The sequence below is a fragment of the Pseudomonas fildesensis genome, from assembly GCF_001050345.1.
GTDB classification, from domain to species: domain Bacteria; phylum Pseudomonadota; class Gammaproteobacteria; order Pseudomonadales; family Pseudomonadaceae; genus Aquipseudomonas; species Aquipseudomonas fildesensis.
The window spans coordinates 23,383-41,057 of sequence record NZ_LFMW01000024.1; the positions used below are offsets into that span (position 1 = coordinate 23,383).

The 17,675-nt window shown below is 56.7% G+C and carries 15 protein-coding genes and 2 pseudogenes; 7 read left to right on the forward strand and 10 right to left on the reverse strand.

Annotation, left to right across the window (positions count from 1 at the left end; all coding sequences use genetic code 11):
- Positions 1 to 161: 161 nt before the first annotated feature.
- Positions 162 to 659, forward strand: coding sequence for a hypothetical protein (locus tag ACR52_RS25955; RefSeq protein WP_048730818.1), 498 nt, complete (start codon positions 162 to 164; stop codon positions 657 to 659).
- A 153-nt stretch (positions 660 to 812) separates the two neighbouring features.
- Here ACR52_RS25955 and ACR52_RS25960 read toward each other — a convergent pair whose 3' ends face one another.
- On the reverse strand, positions 813 to 1,571 hold the full coding sequence (locus tag ACR52_RS25960; RefSeq protein WP_048730820.1) for an SDR family NAD(P)-dependent oxidoreductase: 759 nt from the start codon (positions 1,569 to 1,571) through the stop codon (positions 813 to 815).
- Positions 1,572 to 1,740: 169 nt separating this feature from the next.
- Between ACR52_RS25960 and ACR52_RS25965 the strand changes: the two genes are divergently transcribed.
- Positions 1,741 to 2,673, forward strand: coding sequence for a helix-turn-helix domain-containing protein (locus ACR52_RS25965; RefSeq protein ID WP_236692201.1), 933 nt, complete (start codon positions 1,741 to 1,743; stop codon positions 2,671 to 2,673).
- Positions 2,674 to 2,747: 74 nt separating this feature from the next.
- Here the strand turns inward: ACR52_RS25965 and ACR52_RS25970 are convergent.
- The 6 genes and pseudogenes from ACR52_RS25970 to salA all read right to left on the reverse strand — a co-directional run bounded on the left by ACR52_RS25970 (position 2,748) and on the right by salA (position 10,896).
- A pseudogene (locus ACR52_RS25970) lies at positions 2,748 to 3,866 on the reverse strand (glutathione-independent formaldehyde dehydrogenase).
- A gap of 1,027 nt (positions 3,867 to 4,893) precedes the next feature.
- Positions 4,894 to 5,817: a SphA family protein gene (locus ACR52_RS25980; protein WP_053221261.1), complete on the reverse strand. Its 924-nt coding sequence runs from the start codon at positions 5,815 to 5,817 to the stop codon at positions 4,894 to 4,896.
- A 121-nt stretch (positions 5,818 to 5,938) separates the two neighbouring features.
- On the reverse strand, positions 5,939 to 7,390 hold the full coding sequence (locus ACR52_RS25985; protein ID WP_048730826.1) for an aldehyde dehydrogenase: 1,452 nt from the start codon (positions 7,388 to 7,390) through the stop codon (positions 5,939 to 5,941).
- A 29-nt stretch (positions 7,391 to 7,419) separates the two neighbouring features.
- Positions 7,420 to 8,566 (reverse strand): annotated as a pseudogene (locus ACR52_RS25990) (NAD(P)-dependent alcohol dehydrogenase).
- Between the two features lie 41 nt (positions 8,567 to 8,607).
- Positions 8,608 to 9,546: a catechol 1,2-dioxygenase gene (catA, locus tag ACR52_RS25995; protein WP_048730827.1), complete on the reverse strand. Its 939-nt coding sequence runs from the start codon at positions 9,544 to 9,546 to the stop codon at positions 8,608 to 8,610.
- Positions 9,547 to 9,612: 66 nt separating this feature from the next.
- Positions 9,613 to 10,896 (reverse strand): salicylate 1-monooxygenase, encoded by a 1,284-nt coding sequence (gene salA, locus ACR52_RS26000; RefSeq protein WP_048730829.1) that lies wholly within the window; start codon positions 10,894 to 10,896, stop codon positions 9,613 to 9,615.
- A 143-nt stretch (positions 10,897 to 11,039) separates the two neighbouring features.
- Between salA and ACR52_RS26005 the strand changes: the two genes are divergently transcribed.
- Positions 11,040 to 11,939 (forward strand): LysR family transcriptional regulator, encoded by a 900-nt coding sequence (locus ACR52_RS26005; protein WP_048730831.1) that lies wholly within the window; start codon positions 11,040 to 11,042, stop codon positions 11,937 to 11,939.
- Positions 11,940 to 11,954: 15 nt separating this feature from the next.
- On the opposite strand, the gene ACR52_RS26010 is transcribed toward ACR52_RS26005, so the two are convergent.
- Positions 11,955 to 12,857 carry a LysR family transcriptional regulator gene (locus ACR52_RS26010; protein WP_048730832.1) on the reverse strand — a complete coding sequence of 301 codons (903 nt, stop codon included), beginning with the start codon at positions 12,855 to 12,857 and terminating at the stop codon, positions 11,955 to 11,957.
- 150 nt (positions 12,858 to 13,007) lie between these two features.
- Here ACR52_RS26010 and ACR52_RS26015 point away from each other — a divergent pair, with 150 nt between their 5' ends.
- The 4 genes from ACR52_RS26015 (at position 13,008) to ACR52_RS26030 (ending at position 15,783) form a co-directional block, all read left to right on the forward strand.
- A complete protein-coding gene (locus tag ACR52_RS26015; RefSeq protein ID WP_048730835.1) occupies positions 13,008 to 13,205 on the forward strand; it encodes a tautomerase family protein in 198 nt (65 codons plus the stop codon).
- 86 nt (positions 13,206 to 13,291) lie between these two features.
- Positions 13,292 to 13,645: a putative quinol monooxygenase gene (locus tag ACR52_RS26020; protein ID WP_048730837.1), complete on the forward strand. Its 354-nt coding sequence runs from the start codon at positions 13,292 to 13,294 to the stop codon at positions 13,643 to 13,645.
- 70 nt (positions 13,646 to 13,715) lie between these two features.
- A complete protein-coding gene (locus tag ACR52_RS26025) occupies positions 13,716 to 14,330 on the forward strand; it encodes a nitroreductase family protein (protein WP_048730839.1) in 615 nt (204 codons plus the stop codon).
- A 100-nt stretch (positions 14,331 to 14,430) separates the two neighbouring features.
- Entirely contained in the window at positions 14,431 to 15,783 is a 1,353-nt protein-coding gene (locus ACR52_RS26030; RefSeq protein WP_048730841.1) for an MFS transporter, read from the forward strand.
- A gap of 6 nt (positions 15,784 to 15,789) precedes the next feature.
- On the opposite strand, the gene ACR52_RS26035 is transcribed toward ACR52_RS26030, so the two are convergent.
- Positions 15,790 to 16,584, reverse strand: a complete 795-nt coding sequence (locus ACR52_RS26035; protein WP_048730843.1) for an SDR family NAD(P)-dependent oxidoreductase — start codon at positions 16,582 to 16,584, stop codon at positions 15,790 to 15,792.
- Positions 16,585 to 16,719: 135 nt separating this feature from the next.
- Positions 16,720 to 17,628: a LysR family transcriptional regulator gene (locus ACR52_RS26040; RefSeq protein WP_048730845.1), complete on the reverse strand. Its 909-nt coding sequence runs from the start codon at positions 17,626 to 17,628 to the stop codon at positions 16,720 to 16,722.
- Positions 17,629 to 17,675 lie beyond the last annotated feature (47 nt).

Here is a 17,675-nt window from a genome sequence, read left to right on the forward strand (position 1 = left end):
TTAATTTATGTCAGACCACGCCAATGGTGTCCAAATCTTTGTTTCCTGGGCTCGATCAGTCGCCTTCTGATCATACATGCCAGGGCAACGTTGAATGACCCGCAGGGCTCAAGCGAGTAAGCTGCCCGGCTATCCGACAACTACTCAGGAAGAGGTCAAGTGTGTTCGATCATCCGGTCTGTACCGAAATCGCCGAATGGTTCTCTCGATTCGACATAGCTGAGGTGTCATACAGCGTCTGCTCTATCGATCTGATGACCGAACCACCTGAGCATTGGTTTTTCAAGCGCAACAAATTGCGGCCTGACAGCCTTAAGCTCGATCTGTGTATCCCATCCAGTGGTAACTGGCGCGTCGACCTGTCACGTCATGACGACCTATTCAATGTCCAGTGGCGCCCGAATGATGATCTGCGTATTGAGTCTCAGCAGCTACGCTACCGTAAGCTCGTCAGGTGGCCACGCATGCAGAGGCTTATGGACTTTCCACTGCTGGCAGAGCAGTTGGAACAGTGTCTTGAGATTCAATTCCTTCGCCACGTCGATTTTGGCGCACGCTTACTGAAGCCCAATGAGCTAGCGCGCAATGCAAAAATCCAGCAGTGGTTGGCACCCTGCGCTGACACCTTTGGCTGGGACAGGAGAATGCATTCTGAATAAAGCTACGCGGGTTAGCCCTCCTCTTTATTGCGCTCAAACGTAACCGTCTGGGCAAGGCCCCTTTTGTCGTTGATGCGACCAAATCAACCAATCACATGAACAGGATCGCAGGCCCAGTCGGTCACACGGTGTAAGTGACAGAAATAGGCTCTATCAGGCTCCGGCGGGGACGCTCATCCCTCCATCCGCCATGACGACGGCGCCCAAAATATAAGATGCCCGCTCTGAGGCTAGAAACGCGACGACTTCAGCGATTTCCTCGGGCTGAGCGGCACGTTTGATCGGCGTCTTTTCACCATGCTGGGCAAGGAACCCAGGGCCGTCTTCAACAACATCGTTGAGAATATTGGTCACAACATCTCCGGAGCCGACTGCATTGACGCGTATACCGTAGTCAATGACCTCCAGGGCCAATGTGCGAGTCAGCTGGGCCAGCGCACCTTTTGAAGCGGTATAAGCCGCAATCGTAGGGAACGCCTGGTAAGCCGCATAGGACGCGATGTTGACAATGGCCCCCGTTCGATTCGGGATCATCGCCTTTATGGCTTCCCGAGCATGTAAAAATGCCGCCGTGACATTGACGGCCTGGATACGCTCCCAATCATCGCGAGTCATGTCCACGACCAATTTGTTTATGATGATCCCGGCGTTATTGACCAATATATCCAGACGGCCAAAGTGTGCTATCGCTGTCGCCACTGCTGTTTCGGCAGCGCCATCTTCAGTGATATCCGCAATCAGTGGAACTAGGCCGGGCCGGGCGAGTTGCTCGACTGTCGGACTTTTGTCTTCAGCTACCACTTTAGCCCCGCGCTCATGCAGCATCAGGGCGACAGCCCGGCCAATCCCACTCGCTGCACCGGTCACCAGAACCACCCGACCTCCGAATTCACCACGTGTATCAACCGTCATCTTTCTCTCCAGAGAAGGCATCCAGCAGCAACAACTGCTGCTGTAGACGACGGCACCTTCTCCCATTCTTTCGCGCGGATCTGCCGCATTTTTGCCGGGCTGTCGGGATTTTGCTTTTAGTCGCCTGGACTCGCTACTCTGTCGACCCATCACTCGCGAAAAACATGCCATGGCAACGCTTGGCCAACCATCCCGTTCAGATCATCATGAGCGGATTCCCGCCCATAAAATGCCGGACTACCTACCCGCTACGGCCCATCAGCCTTTTGGCCAAAGTTTGAACTCGCAGGTGCAGGTACAGATATTCAGGCATCGAACCACCCAGCAGAGTCTGATGATTCCTGCTGTCGCAGAACCTCTGCTTGTTCTGATCGTTTCAGGTGCTGCCGTCATAGAAGAGCGCATTGGGAACGAAGAGTGGACGGCCACCCCTGTCGCTGCTGGCGACTTTTTTCTGACAACGTCACCCCTCCCCTATGAAATGCGATGGCAAACAGAAAGCGATGGGGGCTTTGAAGTGATGCATGTCTATCTCAGCCAGCATTTGCTGGATCTTGCCGCGCGGGATATTGTTTCGTGTCCCGACGGAGTCCAGCGGCTACGAGAGGTATCCGGCGAACGAGATCCCGAAGTTACGGGGCTGATGAGATCCCTCTATCACGAAGTGACTTCAAACCCGCAAGCCAGCTCTCTGTACCTACAAGGCGTAGGCCAAGCGCTTGCTGTGCATTTGTCCCGACGCTATGGCGACGGCAGCGAACCGTCCAAACGTATGAACGCCTTGCCGGCCTACAAACTCCATAAGGCCATTGCGACCCTGCAAACAGGGATGGACAGTGCATTCAGCCTGGAAAGACTGGCATCCGAAGCGGGCATGAGCGTTTCGCACTTCAGCCGCCTGTTCAAGAAAGCAACAGGACGGAGCCCATCCCAGTACTTTATTCATCTTCGGATGGAAACGGCGCGGGAGCTGCTTCTGGAATCCGACCTCAGCATCCTGAACGTCGCGCTTGAGGTTGGCTATGCCAGCCCAAGTTATTTCGCTCAATTGTTCAGACGTCATACCGGCATAACGCCGCGTGAATACCGTCGTAGGAGTTAGGTTCAGGTGCACTGGTATGAACGGCCTACAGCAAGCATCCGTTGTTGACCTTGCGCGATTAAGCCTGATGCCACTTATGCGAGTACGACCTTTGTCCAACCATCATCACGTGCGTCAAAGTGCTTATAGGCATCTGGGCCCTCAGCAAGCCTGAGGCGGTGAGAGATAATCTGCGAAGGCTTGGCACGGCCGTGATGGATGAGCTCGGCCAGAAGACGATTGTAGGCCTTGACGTTGGCCTGCCCGGTTCGAATTTGCTGCCCCTTAAACCAGAAGGCGCCGAAGTCGAATGCCATCTTGCCTTCCTTGGCCAGTTCATTTTTAGCGCCAGGGTATTGCGGGACGAACACACCAACGGCACCGATGCCCCCAGTCGCTTTTGTTGAGGCGACAAGGTTGTTCATAGTCAGGTGATTGGCTTCATGACCATGGCGGTCGCGCATTGATACCCAACACACTCACAGCCGAGATCAGTGCCTTTGCCATGGGTCAGATTCAATATTTGGTCTACCGCTTCTTTCCCAAGCGAGTTGATGGGTGTAGCGACCATTTGAGCAGCGAGTTATAAGCGGTCAGGATGATTATCGACCACGAACACCTGAGAGGCGCCCTTGATCATGGCTGAGTGGGCCACCATCAAACCAACTGGGCCGGCGCCGTAGATGGCAATGCTTTCTCCGGGAAGGAGGCCTGCTAGCTCAGTTGCATGCCAGCCAGTCGGGAAGATGTCCGACAGCATGACGTAATCTTCTTCCCGCTCTTGCGCGTCCTCGGGCAACACCAAGCAGTTGAAGTCTGCATACGGCACCCGAAGAAGTGCCCTGATAAGGGCCCATGTCAGCGAATCCGTAGGCCGCACCCGCGCTGCCTGGGTTAGCGGCAAGGCAAAACCCGGTCAGGCTTTTTTCACAGTTTTCGCAAAAAACGCAGCCGATATTGAATGGCAGGCATACCCGGTCTCCTACCTTGACCCGATCTACGCCGGAGCCTACTTCGATGACCTCGCCCAGGTTTTCATGGCCAAACACTCTGCCTGTTTCAAAAGAAGTTCTGCCTTCGTACACGTGCAGATCAGATCCGCAGATATTGGTGGCCGTCACTCGCACCAGCACGTCGGTGGGTTTTTCAATTTTTGCGTCCGGCACATTTTGCACACTGACGTCACGAGGGCCGTTGTAAACGATGGCTTTCATTGCGTTCTCCCAAAGGCACGACGAAAGGGAATTTTCGCCAGCACATGTTTAATCTGTCCGAGAAAACGAATCGTATGTTCAAGAAATCCGCGTCGAGTCTGACGGGCGGTTATTCAACATATCGAGCTGAAAATGATTTGAATTTCCGGGAAGACATGGGGTGAAGGGCTCGCACATTACGAGCTTCCCAACCCGTTCCTAATAATCAGACTGAAGAAAAAACGTTTGATTCATCAAGCTCAACTACAGGATCAGGCAGCAGCCAAGGTATATTTTGATGATCATCGATAGTTTTTTTCGACTTTTTGTTTTTATACTCTAATGTTTTCTCGAGTGCGCTCTCTACAATGTCATCCTGACTATCCATAGCCTCGAACGCATACTCATCAACTATGGCACCATCTGATCACGACCTAACTTTACAGCGTGAGTCCCTGCTGCGCGAGGCGAGTACTTTATTGAGGAATGTATTTTTCCGTGATATTCAGTAACCTTGTCACCAAACCAAGCTCTGCACTCACGAATATCCATGCAAGCATTGAGTTCACTCTCAACGCTTTGCCGCTCCTGTACATTACTACCAGTAGCCCCAGGTAAAAAGTGAACTCCCCGAACCATGAATACACCGATAACACGTTCGACAATTCCGCCGTACCACTTTTTACCAATGGGTCTGTGATCCCAATCAACCCCATGGCGAGCGCATTTAGCTATGAGTTCCGGACTGATAAACTCTGCGGCATTGTCGGTATAAATCTGACTCGGCAGTCCGCAAAAAGGATATACATTGGGATCCGATGAAAACTGATCCCAATGTATATCCTTTTTGCGGACTGCCGAGTCTAATGCGATTCCGGTTGGCAGTGCCGGTATAGCCTTCGGTTTTTGATACCGTCATCGTTTCATCCCTACTCTCTAAATGCCTGACGCGATGCACGCAGTACGCGCAACGCGATCCTATAGCGCTTTTCAGCAGGGATAAACGTCGAGAAAATAGCCGCTGCGTAGAAAAAATCTCTACATATCGCTAAAGAGGAATGGTCAGCTTCACCCAGTAAGCCTCCCCTTCCGGACGGTTGCGTACCTCGCTTTCCTTTTGCCATTTTGCGGTCACAAACCAGCCGGAATCACTCGCGAACTTGATTGACGGGCCAATGGCAAACGCGCGCCCTCGGTTGTCCTCGACGCGTGCGCCGTCTTGACGGTCGTCGGTGGTCTGTCGATACACATAGCCCCCGACGCCTACCACCCAGCCATTATCGAAGCCCCAACCCAATGAGTAGTCAGCGTGCAGTTCCTGCCCTGAACGATAGTCAGTCGCGCGATTGCGCAGATTGAAGTCATACATCACTTTGATATCGGCATTCACCCCGGCGGGATCAACGTAAGAGAATGCGGCGATCGGCTCGAATGCCCAGTAATTGCGGCCAATATTCGCCAGGTCACCGCGGTCATAACGGCCGGTGGGGGCGAAGACATCCAGCGCGTAGATCGCATGGAATTTATCACTGTAGTGATAGCCGAGCGCCGGGCCGAAGATGATATCGCCCATGCCCGTTTTCTTCTGATGCTGGCCGTTTACGTCCACCCGCAAGTCGACCAAGGGTACGTTGAGGTGAAACGCCAGGTCGCCGTCGAGGACCTTTTGCTCGGTCACCCAGATCAGCCTTGGAGCAATCACATCAGCGCGCAGGTGAAAGTCGTCGAGCGCCGACTTGCCGCGATTATCCAGGAGCCTATCAGCACGATAACTTTCCGCAAAAATCTGTGTGTAGAACCCCGGTGGCGGCATGGCCCCAGTCATGTAGTTTTCGGCGCCCATCGGGTAGGACGAACCACCACCCTCGGTGGCCTGGGCGCCGGGCAGACAAAATGCCAGCGCGCAACCAACAGTCAAAGCAGGCATTTTGGACAGGACAGTTACAGCGACAACGGTTTTTTTATTATTCATTGTGGCAACCATATGTGCGTTGAGAATTCGCAGGCAGCACCGGGCGCGACACCCGGAGTGCCATGTTCTGTTCGGAAGTAGTGAACACCGGCTCCGTAGAGCCGGCCTCTATGCGTTGTCGTTAGAACGGATAAGGCTGATCGGAAGGCTCGACCGTGACCCATTTCACTTCGGTGAACTCTTCAATGACTGCGCTACCGTCAAAACGGCCGTAGCCACTGTTCTTCATACCGCCGTAAGGTGCCTGTGGTTCGTTTTGCACGGTGGCTCCGTTGATATGCACGCAACCTGCATCCAGGCGGCTGGCCAGGTCGAGGGCGAGGCTGACGTTGCGGCTGAAGATGGCCGAGGACAGGCCGAATGCCGTGTCATTGGCGACTTCCAACGCCTGCTCGGCACCTTTCACACGGACCACCGTTGTAACGGGGCCGAAGGTTTCCTCATCGTAGATTTGCATGGCCGACGTCACACGATCGACCAACGTCGGCGCCATCTGCGCCTGCTCCGCGAGCCCACCGGCCACAATCGAGGCGCCTTTGCCAATCGCATCATCGAGCATCTGATTAATGCGTTGGACCGAGCCTTGGGCAATCATCGGGCCTACGACACTGGCTGGATTGGTCACAGGACTCCCCTGCTCCAGGCCACGAATACGTTCTGCAAACTTGGCGACGAAGGTGTCGGCAACCGCCTCATCGACCACAAACCGCTCTGTCGACATGCAGATTTGCCCTTGGTACAGAAAAGCCCCGAACACCGCTGCATTGACCGCGCCATCCAGATCGGCATCTTCCAACACAATAAACGGCGCCTTGCCCCCCAGTTCCAGCAAGCAACGTTTGAGATGTTTGGCGCAAGTCTGGGCAATCATTCGGCCCACGTTGGTCGAGCCGGTAAAGTTCACCCGGCGTACCGTGTCGTGGGCAATCAGCACTTCGGTGACGGCGCCGGCATCTTCGGGGGCAGAGATGATGAAGTTCACCACGCCCGGCGGGAAACCCGCATCATAGAAGGCTTGGGCGAGTAGTTCATGCGTGCGCGGGCTGTTCTCCGAACCTTTGAAGATCACCGTGTTGCCGCAGGCCAATGGGTAAGCAATGGAGCGAGTGCCCAGGATCACCGGACCGTTCCACGGCGCGATGCTCAACACCGTGCCGGCGGGCTGGCGCAGGGTCACGGACAAAGTGCCCGGTTTATCGGTCGCCAGTGTTTCGCCTTTGATTTGCGTGGTCAGCGCAGCGGCTTCGCGCAACAGGTTGGCCGAAGCGCCCACGTTGAATTGTGACCACAATCGCGATGCACCGATCTCTTCGGCCATGACGGTGCAAAAAAGCTCCATCTTGCCTTCCAGCGCATCAGCAGCGGCCAACAGCAGCCGGCGACGCTCGGTTGGGCCAACCTTCGACCACGTCTTGAACGCTTGCTGGGAAGAAGCCGCAACGCGCCGCGCATCGTCTACGCCGCAAGCAGCACCCGTGGTGGTGACCTTGGCGCTGATCGGGTCGATACGCTGGTAGGTCTTACCGGTCGACGCCGCTTGCGCGACGTTGTCGATTACGAGTTGAACATTCATTAAGAGGTCCTTTGGTTGAGCCTGAGGAGTCAAGCCAGATCAGCCGCGGCCGGCATGCGCAGAATCGGTTTGATGGTGATGCCGCTTTCGCTGTCGGCCATGGCTTCATTGACCTGGTCAAACGTGTAAAACCGGCACAGTTTGTCGAAGGGGAAGCGGCCCTGCAGATACAGGTCGACCAGTGTGGGGATAAACGCGTTGGCGACCACGTCGCCCTGGACAATGCCCATGATTCGTTTACCGGGGATCATCACCTCGTTGATGTTGAACGCCACCTCCGTGCCCATCTTGGTCGCCCCTACGATTCCGCATGTGCCCAGCGTTGTGAGTGAATCGATAGCCTGACGCAGCACTTCTGCACGACCGGAGCATTCGAGGCTGTAGTTCACGCCGCCGCCGGTGATTTCACGAATGCGCTGAACCGGGTCCTCTTCACGGCTGTTAATCACGTGAGTCGCGCCGACTTCAAGCGCAAGGCTCAAGCGACTGGGGGTCACATCGACGGCAATAATGGTGGTAGCCCCCGCAACCTTAGCCGCCATTACCGCCGCCAGGCCTACTGCACCAGCGCCAAACGCTGCAAAGCTGGCGCCCGCCTCGACTTGCAGTACCTTGAGCACCGACCCCGCCCCCGTCTGAATGCCGCATCCCAATGGACCCAGTAATTCCAACGGCGCCTTTTTCGACACTTTCACCACGCTACGCTCGCTGGCGATCACATAAGTCGAGAAAGAGGACTGACCAAAAAAGTGGTCATGTATCGGCGCCGCGTCGTCGCAGCTGCAGGTCGAGGTACTGCCATCCAGCCGTCCACCGCCGAAGTTCAGCGGGTGCATGTGGGAACAATGCGCGGGGTGCCCGGTTTCGCAAGGCAAACACAAGCCACACGACATATAGGTCATGACCACATGATCACCGGGTGCGATGGTTGTCACCGCAGCCCCTACCGACTCAACAACCCCGGAACCTTCGTGGCCCAGCACGATTGGCAACGGCGTCGGAAAAAGCTGATCACGCACGACCATGTCGGTGTGGCAAACACCGGTCGCGACAATACGCACGCGCACTTCATCAGCGCGGGACGCCCAGCTCTGCTCGTTCAAGCTGGAGTTTGCTCCCGGCTTCACGCAATACGGCAACTTTTACTTCAATAGGTGCAAGGCTGCTTTGGGACATCTACTTATCCTCTTTAATCGTTCAGGTTTGACTGTTTCGACTTATGCGGTTTGCAGCGCACGCGGGCGGTTGCTCCGCTGTTGTGCTTCAAGGCTGGCTGCCGGACGCAGCTCAAAATCAAATGTCATTTGCGCGAACCGCCCTGTAACACCACGGGCAGCAGCCAGCACTTGGTCATCAATGAACTGCACCTCGCCGATCAATCCATCACGCGTGGCGTATGCAAAGTCATCCCAGAGGTACTTGTCGTTGGACAGGTTGATCTGGGTAGTCAGGTGCTCGTAGCCGGGGGCAGACAGGAAAAAGTGGATATGCGCAGGACGCTGGCCATGCCGGCCCAGGTGATTAAGACATTCCTGGGTCGGGCCTTGAGGATTGCAGCCGTAGCCCGAAGGCACGATGCTCCTGACCCGATAACGCCCGTCCGCGTCGGTGACGATGCGCCGGCGCAGGTTGAATTCGGACTGACTCTTATCAAAGTGCGAGTAGTTGCCCTTGCTATCCGCTTGCCACAGGTCGACAAGTGCCCCCGCGATAGGCTGGCCTTGCAGATTCAGGATTTGCCCCTCGACAAAAAACGGCGTGGCGATACCGTCTTCCGAGCCATCGTCCATCCGCGCATAACCTTCGCGCAGAGGCGCGCCCGCTACATAGAGGGGCCCTTCAATCGTGCGCGGTGTGCCTCCGGTGCGACCGGCCTCGGCTTGCTTGGCATCGTTGAGCAGATCGAGAAAGTGCTCCACGCCCAGGCCTGCCGCAAGCAACCCCGCCTCGTTACTCTTGCCGAGTCGGTTGATGTACTCGACCCCTGCCCAGAATTCATCATCGCTGATCTCAAGCTCTTCAATGAGCCTGGCGGTCTCTTGCAGAATACGCAGCACAATGTGCTTGTTGCGTGGGTTGCCAGCGGCGTTTTTCAGCCCGGCTGCGTCGCGGAAAAATTCAAGCATATCGGGGGTATTGGAAATGCTGACAGTCATGGTGGGCTCACCTTTTTTATTGTGGGTCTAGCGCGCCAGCCAATGGGTGCTGGCGCCGTATGCACTTCAAACAGCCTCTGTCCAACCGAGCCGAGTGCGGGCCTGTGCAAGGTCCGATTGCATATCGTGGTTCCATAACCAATCGAAACGACTGGCCAACTTGGTCGACAACAGCGACTCTTGGCCTTCGACTTCAGGGTCTCTGAATTCGTAAAGCTCACCCGCTTCCCAGGACGTTCGTTGCACACGGCAGGCGCGCGGCCGGCGTATTTCGTCATACACCTGCAAGACGTTTTGGGCGTTGCTCTCAAGCACTCGCGGGTCGCCCAACAGGCGCGCAAGCAGCCAGGCATCTTCGAGCCCCTGCCCCGCCCCAGCGCCTTGATGGGGCAGCATGGCGTGGGCGGCGTCACCGATCAGCCCGACGCGGCCATGGGTGTAGCCTGCAAGCTCATCCAGCTCATGCAGCGCCCACAACGTCGGCTCAGGGATGCACTCGAGCAATACGCGTACGGCATCGCCCCAGTGCGCGAAGGCCTCCAGCATGTGCGCCTGGGTGGTGCTTTTGACCCAGGGAGTGTCCTGCGGCCATACCGGGTTGGGCTCGGAGCGATCGGACACGAAGGCCACCACATTGATCAACCGACCTTGCTTGACCGGGAATGTGAGGATATGGGCGTCGAGCCCCAGATACATTTGCGGGACATTGATCAGATGCTCATCGACGCCGGCAGCGCGATACGCCTGGCGCAGTTGCTCACTGTCGATCATGCCGCGGTAGGCGCAGGTACCGCTGAAGCGAGGCGCGACCAAAGGCAGGCCCAGCCCCTGGATCACATAATCGCGCAGGGATGACTTGATACCGTCGGCCGCGATCAGCAGGTCACATTCGTAGTCCGAGCCATCGGTGAACTGAACGCTGACCCTGTCTCCTATCTCATGGACACTGACAGCACGCTTGTCGAAGCGAGCAATGCCGTCCGGTAATTGCTGGGCCAACGCATCGAGGAAATCGGCGCGGTGCACGGAAGATTGTCCCACCCCATCGGCAATGCTGGCACCGAGGTAGCCGGCATCCACACCCCGGCGCCATTCAAACCAAATGTCTTGCCAAGGCTGTGGGGTGCGGTCCGCAATGCGTTCGTAGGGTGTGCCGATTCCCAGGCCTTCAATGGCTCGCACGGCGTTTGCGCCGAACGATACACCGGCACCCACTTCACCAAAGGCAGGTGCGGCTTCAAATAACGTCACTTCCAGGTGCGTATGACGGCAGAGATCAAGTGCCAAGGCCACGCCAGCGATACCGCCGCCGACGATGCCCACTTGCAAGACAGAATGAGGGCTAGTCATGGGAAAACCTTATGGTTGTTTTTGGAATAGCCCGATCATGACTATTCACAAACCATTGATAAATGCCCTCCCCTCCATACAAACTATCACCAGCGTGAATATAAAAATGACTTAATCCGCACGCCTGACGGAGAGAATCCAAGATGAATCTGCGCGAGCTGGACCTGAACCTTTTGGTGATCTTCAACCAATTACTGGCAGACAAAAGTGTCTCAGTATCGGCTGATAGCCTTGGGCTGACTCAACCCGCCGTCAGCAATGCGCTGAAGCGTCTGCGCATTACGTTCAACGATGAGTTGTTCGTGCGTACCCCCAGGGGCATGCAGCCAACCCCGTTTGCAGCGCAACTGGCTGAACCGGTATCCCAGGCGATCGGCTTGCTGCACGGTGCGATAAACCGCCACGATGAGTTCGATCCAGCGACCAGCCGAAAACGCTTCGTTGTGGCGATGACCGACATCGGGGAAATTTACTTCGTGCCGCGATTGATCGACGCACTGCTTAAACAGGCCCCTGGCATCTCGGTGAGTACGCTGCGCAGCAACGCGCAGCTGTCCGAAAGCCTGGCCAGTGGCGAAGTGGATCTGGCTGTCGGACTGCTGCCGAACCTGCAAGCAGGCTTCTACCAGCGGCGGCTGTTTCACCATCGCTATGTGTGCTTGTGCAGAAAAGACCATCCATTGACCCAGCAGCCAATGACCCGTGAGCGTTTCTGTGAGTTTGGGCACGTCAGGATCGTAGCGGCCAGCACCGGCCATGGAGAAATCGACACGCATATGCAGCGTGCTGGCTTGCAACGTGAGATTCGCTTGGAAGTGCCGCACTTTGTAGCGGTCGGACATATCCTGCAGAACACCGATTTGATCGCCACAGTTCCAGAACGGTTCGCCAACAGCTGCGCTCAGCCGTTCGGGCTCACCAGCCTGCCAGTCCCGTTACCCTTGCCCGAGATTGCCATCAATTTATTCTGGCACGGCAAATACAATCGGGACCCCGCCAATAAATGGTTCCGACAACTGATGTTTGATCTGTTCAGCGATTAATTGAGTGCACAGCCTTTACTGCCAATGCGCACACAACTTGACCAACTCATCGACCACATAACGAACCTTGGGGCGCAGGTGCGACACCTTGGGCCAGACCGCATGCACATCAACCGCTTCAGGCTCATAGGCTTGCAACACCTCGACCAGCCTGCCCGCCTCAATATCATCCTGGAACAGGCTGCGCGGCATTTGGCACAAGCCGGCGCCAGCCACTGCGGCAAGAATCATGGCTTCGCCATCGCCAATCTGATGCGTTGAAGGGGGGGCGTAACGAACGGTATGACCCGCCTGCATCACTCGCCATGCAAGCGGCTGGCCGCGGCGATGGCCGACGATGCAACGGTGCTGGGTCAGCTCTTCCAGGGTTTGCGGGGTACCGAAGCGCGCAAGGTAATCAGGGGAAGCGCAGACGGCCCAGCGTTGACGAGTCAACCGTCGCGCAACCAGCCCGCTGGTGTCCTGCAGTTCGCCAAACCGTACCAACAAATCGATACCCTCTTCGAACGGGTCCACCAGGTGATCGGAAAACGTCAGGCTCAATTGCAGCGCCGGGTATTTGTTGGCGATCTCAAACAACAGTGGCGCGACGACCCGGCGTCCGAACGCCACCGGAACATCAACCCGCAAACGGCCAGAGGGCTCACCACCACCGGGGCCCAGCCCGCTTTCAGCGGTGCCGATTTCCTCCAGCGCCGTGGAGCATGCTGCGAAGTAGGCCTCGCCATCGGCGGTGAGGGAAATCCTTCGCGTGGTGCGATGAAACAACTGCGTGCCCAAACGCTCTTCCAAGCGCGCTATGGCCTTGCCCACCGCAGATTTCGACAGTCCCAAGCGCTCGGCTGCCTGGGTAAAGCTGGACGAGCGCGCCGCCACGACGAAGGTGATCACGCCCTGGAAGGAGTCGATAGGTACCATGCTACGCCCACAATTGTAGAGTTTTAGTCTACCCATATTATAGTTGCAGGCCATTTATCGCCACCGAACTCAACAGTACGATGGGTTCCAGTAAGGCAACGGTGCATTTTTCGCACCTATCCCAGATCAATGTCCTAGAAGGAATACATCATGCCCGTCGTACGTGTGAGCTGGTTCGAAGGTAAAGAACACGCGCAGAAAGCCGCTGTTGCAGCCGATATCACCGAAAGCATCGTTAAACACACCGGTACCGATGCCAATTACATCTACGTAATTTTCGAAGACGTAGCCGCATCGGATTGGGCCGGCGCCGGCAAGCTATTCGGGGAAGCACCCGAAAAGCCCTGACGCCCCTGACCTGCACCGCATGCAACGGCTAATCCAGCGATGCTGGCGTGCAGGTTTTTGTCATCCATCTGCCGGAGACCCCCACCATGCACCCCCATATTTCCTGCCTGTTCTCCCTTGCGGTCAAACCCGCAGAGCTTGCTGAATTCAAGGCACTGATCGCCACCATCGTTGCCGCCACCCGTGCCGAGCCGGGCACATTGGTTTACGAATACAGCGTCAATGAAGACAACAGCACCGTGCACATCCTTGAGCGGTATAACGTCGATGCCGTGGTAAGCCACGTAGACACCACGTTCGCGCCTTTTGGCCAGCGTTTCCTGGAGCTGTGCACCATCACTAGCCTGGTGGTCTACGGCACACCCGACGCTGAAATCCGCAAGCGCCTGGACCCGTTCGGCGCCGTTTACATGACCCCATTCGACGGTTTCAGCCGCTGAGTTGAAACCAGGCGCAGGCTCGAAAGTGACAACCGTGTCATGCGCATCCTTATCCCGCACAGAGATCACTATGTCTGCTATCGCTGAAGTTATTAAGTCCCGCGTCTCCGCCAACAGCTACGACACTGAACGTTCATTGACGGACGCCCAGGTCGCTGAACTGGTTAACCTGGCCACCCACGCCCCCTCCGCCTTCAACCTGCAAAACTGGAAGTTCCTGGCCGTGCGCAGCACCGAAGCCAAGGCACGCTTGTTGCCACTCGCATTTGGCCAGCAAAAGGTCATGGATGCCGCCGTGACCTTTATTGTCTGCGGCACCCTGAACCCGCATGTAACCCTGCCGGCTGCATTGAAGCCGACGCTGGATGCCGGAATCATTGACCAGTCGATCTACGACATGTGGGTGGGCGCGGCCCAAGGCATGTACCAGGAAAACCCTCAATTGCAGCGCGACGAAGCCATTCGCTCCGGCTCACTCGCCGCGATGACCCTGATGTTGGCCGCGAAGGGCCAAGGCCTGGTTTCGACGCCAATGATCGGGTTTGATCAGGCCGCCGTGGCCAAGGAATTCGACCTGTCGGATGAAGAAGTGCCGGTGATGTTGATCACTGTTGGCTACCCGGGCCTGGCCAACTGGCCACAAAAGCCGCGTAAAGCAGTGAACGACGTACTGCAGTTCGTTTAAGCCGGTAACACCCTGCATGCTTGGGTCATCCAGGCATGCAAGTGCATCGGTCAATCGACTCACAACCATGATCTGCTACAGGCTATGAAACACGAATGCCATGACTCAATCACCAGCTTCATTACGCGCCATTTTAACCGCTGCCTGCCTGGGTTTTCTCGTCGTGCAACTCGACGTCAGCGTAGTGAACGTTGGGCTGGGAGCGCTTAAAGCCGCCTTCGACACCAACCTCACCGGTCTGCAGTGGGTCATAAACAGTTACGCTTTGCCGTTCTCTGCCCTGCTAATCCTGGGTGGAGCCTGGGGCGACAAATGGGGAGCAAAATCCGTGTTCGCGGCGGGATTTGCGATATTTACCCTCGCCTCCATCGGCTGCGGCTTAGCCAGCAGCATGAACCTCCTGATCTCGATGCGTGTCATCCAGGGCATCGGAGCCGCGCTGCTCATACCCACTTCATTGACGCTGATCCGTGTGTCATTTCAAGACCCGGACCGACGCCGCTCTGCCGTCGCGCTTTGGGGGGCCTGCGGCGGAATTGCTCTGGCCGCCGGGCCGGTGATCGGTGGTCTGATGATCGAGTACTTCGGCTGGCGCAGTGTTTTTCTCCTGAATATTCCAATCGGTCTGCTGGCGATCGCGCTTATCCTGCGATACGCACCCGCGTCCCCTCGGGTCGATAAACACATCGATATTCCGGGGCAAATCAGTATTGCCCTCTGCCTTGCATCGTTGACCTATGGATTGACCGAGTCGAGCGCACAAGGCTGGAGCGCGCAGACACTGACGGCCCTGGCCGTTGCGCTGGCCTGTGCGGCAGCATTCGTTGCGATCGAGCATCGCGTCAAACATCCCATGCTACCGGCACGGCTTGCCAGTAATAAGGTGCTAGGCAGCATGGCGCTGGCCGGCGCCGCAATTAATCTGACGTTTTACGGCGCAGTATTCGTATTCAGCATCTACTTTCAAACCTTCCTGCATTACGACGCTTTCAAAACCGGCGTGTCATTCATCCCGTTGACGGCGGTGCTGACCCTTTCAACCCTGCTCTCCTCTCGCTTCGCCAAACGCTTCAGCGCCACACGCATTATCACCACGGGCTTTAGCATTCAGATCGTCGGGTTCCTTGTACTGTCGCAAATCACGGTGCAAGCCTCCCCATGGCTGCTCAATGGCGCACTGATGCTGGTCGGCATTGGCAGCGCAATGTCAGTGCCGTCAATTACTAATTCGATGCTGTCATCCGTGACACAACACGATGCGGGGATTGCTTCGGGGTTAATGGCTTCAGCCAGGCAGTTGGGCGGCGTGTTAGGCGTTGCCGTTTCGGGAATACTGATTGCGCATGATGATGCGGCGTCGTTCTCGCAAGGGATGGCGAACGCAATGCTGTTTTCTGCGTTCGCCTTGCTGATATGTATCGGGGTCAACCTGTACGTGTCCCGCCAGCCCTGAGACGTATCAGACGATATCGTCTACCACACCACCGTCGACTCTTAACGAAGCGCCGGTGGTGGCCGATGCCTGCGTGGAGCAGACATATACAATCATGTTAGCCACCTCCTCCACGCTGGCGGCGCGCTGGATGATCGAGCTTGGGCGATGCTGCATGACAAACTCGGCAACCACCGACTCTAGGGATTTTCCGGTACGTTCGACTTCGCCCTTCATCATATCCGCGACGCCGTCAGACAGCGTAGGCCCCGGCAGCACGCTATTGACGGTCACACCACTGCCGGCTACGCGTTTGGCCAAACCACGCGCAAGTGCCAATTGGGCCGTCTTGGAAACGCCATAGTGAATCATGTCCGCAGGAATGTTTCGTGCCGACTCGGACGCAACGAATACCACCCGCCCCCATCCGCGATCAACCATGGCTGGCAGCAGCGCACGGCTCAAGCGGACGCCTGACATCACGTTGGTGTGCCAGTAGTTGTCCCACACGTCATCACCGGCTTCGAAGAAATCCAGCGGCTCATAAATGCCGGCGTTGTTCACCAAAATGTCGATATCACTGATACCGGCCAACAAGCTCGCCACGCCTGGCGCGGTGCTCAGGTCTGCCGCCACACCAATGACACTGGCACCGGGCACTTCTGCCAACAAGCGGGCAACCGCTGCATTCACGGAGCCTTCACTGCGACCATTGACGACGACGGCGGCGCCTGCCTCGGCAAGCCCCTTGGCCACCGCAAAACCAATGCCGCCGGTCGAGGCGGTAACCAGAGCGCGTTTCGTCTTCAGTTGGATATTCATCATTTCTCCGTCAAGAATGTCCGGGCCGTTATGCCCGCCATCAGCGCCTACAGTGTAGAAAACAAACAGCCACTGTATGGCTTAGCCGCGCCTGGATAAATGTCAATTCCGGTTGGTGATCTACAACAGTCTGTTTCAAAACAGCTCAGGTTCAACGAAGTCTGCACCGAAATTCTGCGTGGCGAAGTCGAGAAAACTGCGCAGCTTCGGGGTCAGCCGGCGATCGGGCGCGTACAGCACGTGCAGTGGGCGACTGGGTGGCGGGTAATCTGGTAGCAGCGTGACGAGCTCGCCAGCGAGGAGTGATTTGCGCACCAGTTCCACCGGTTGGAGCAGTATTCCCAAGCCTGCCAGGGCGGCGCACAGCAGCGGCTCGCCGTGATCGGCCATGAATCGACTGCCAACCGGGACAACGACGGTTCCTTCAGGCCCATTGAACGTCCAGTGCGTGCGCAGCTCGGTGTGGGAAAACCCCAGGCACTCATGATTCTGCAGGTCCCACGGTGTCTGTATCGGGGGCTTGCCTTCAAGGTAAGACGGCGCAGCGCATAACACTAGCCTATAGGGCGCCAGTGCCTTGGCAACCAAGCCACTGTCGGCCAGCACGCCGACTCTGAAAACCACGTCAAAGCCTTCATCGATCAGATCTACAGCATTATTGGCCAGGCTCAGCTCCACGCTCACCTGCGGATTAGCCTCCATATACGCTGGTAAGCGTGGCGCAAGGGACTGCATACCAAAACTGACGGGGGCATTGATGCGCAGCCGTCCGCTTGGAGCCGCCTGGGTATGGGCTGCGAGGTTTTCGGCGGTTTCAACTTCGGCCAGGATGAATTTGGAGCGCTCGTAAAACTCGCGCCCAAAGTCAGTGAGGCTTTGCCTGCGCGTGGTGCGGTTGAGCAAACGCACGCCAAGGTGCTGCTCCAGGTGATGCACATGCTTGCCGATCAATTGCGCCGACATCTGCAACGCATCACCAGCGGCGCTGAAAGACCCCATTTCAACGGCTTTGACAAATGCCGCCATGCTGCTCAGACGATCCATTACCAATGATCCGTTTCGAATGTCCAGGCATTTTGGGTATTTATCCT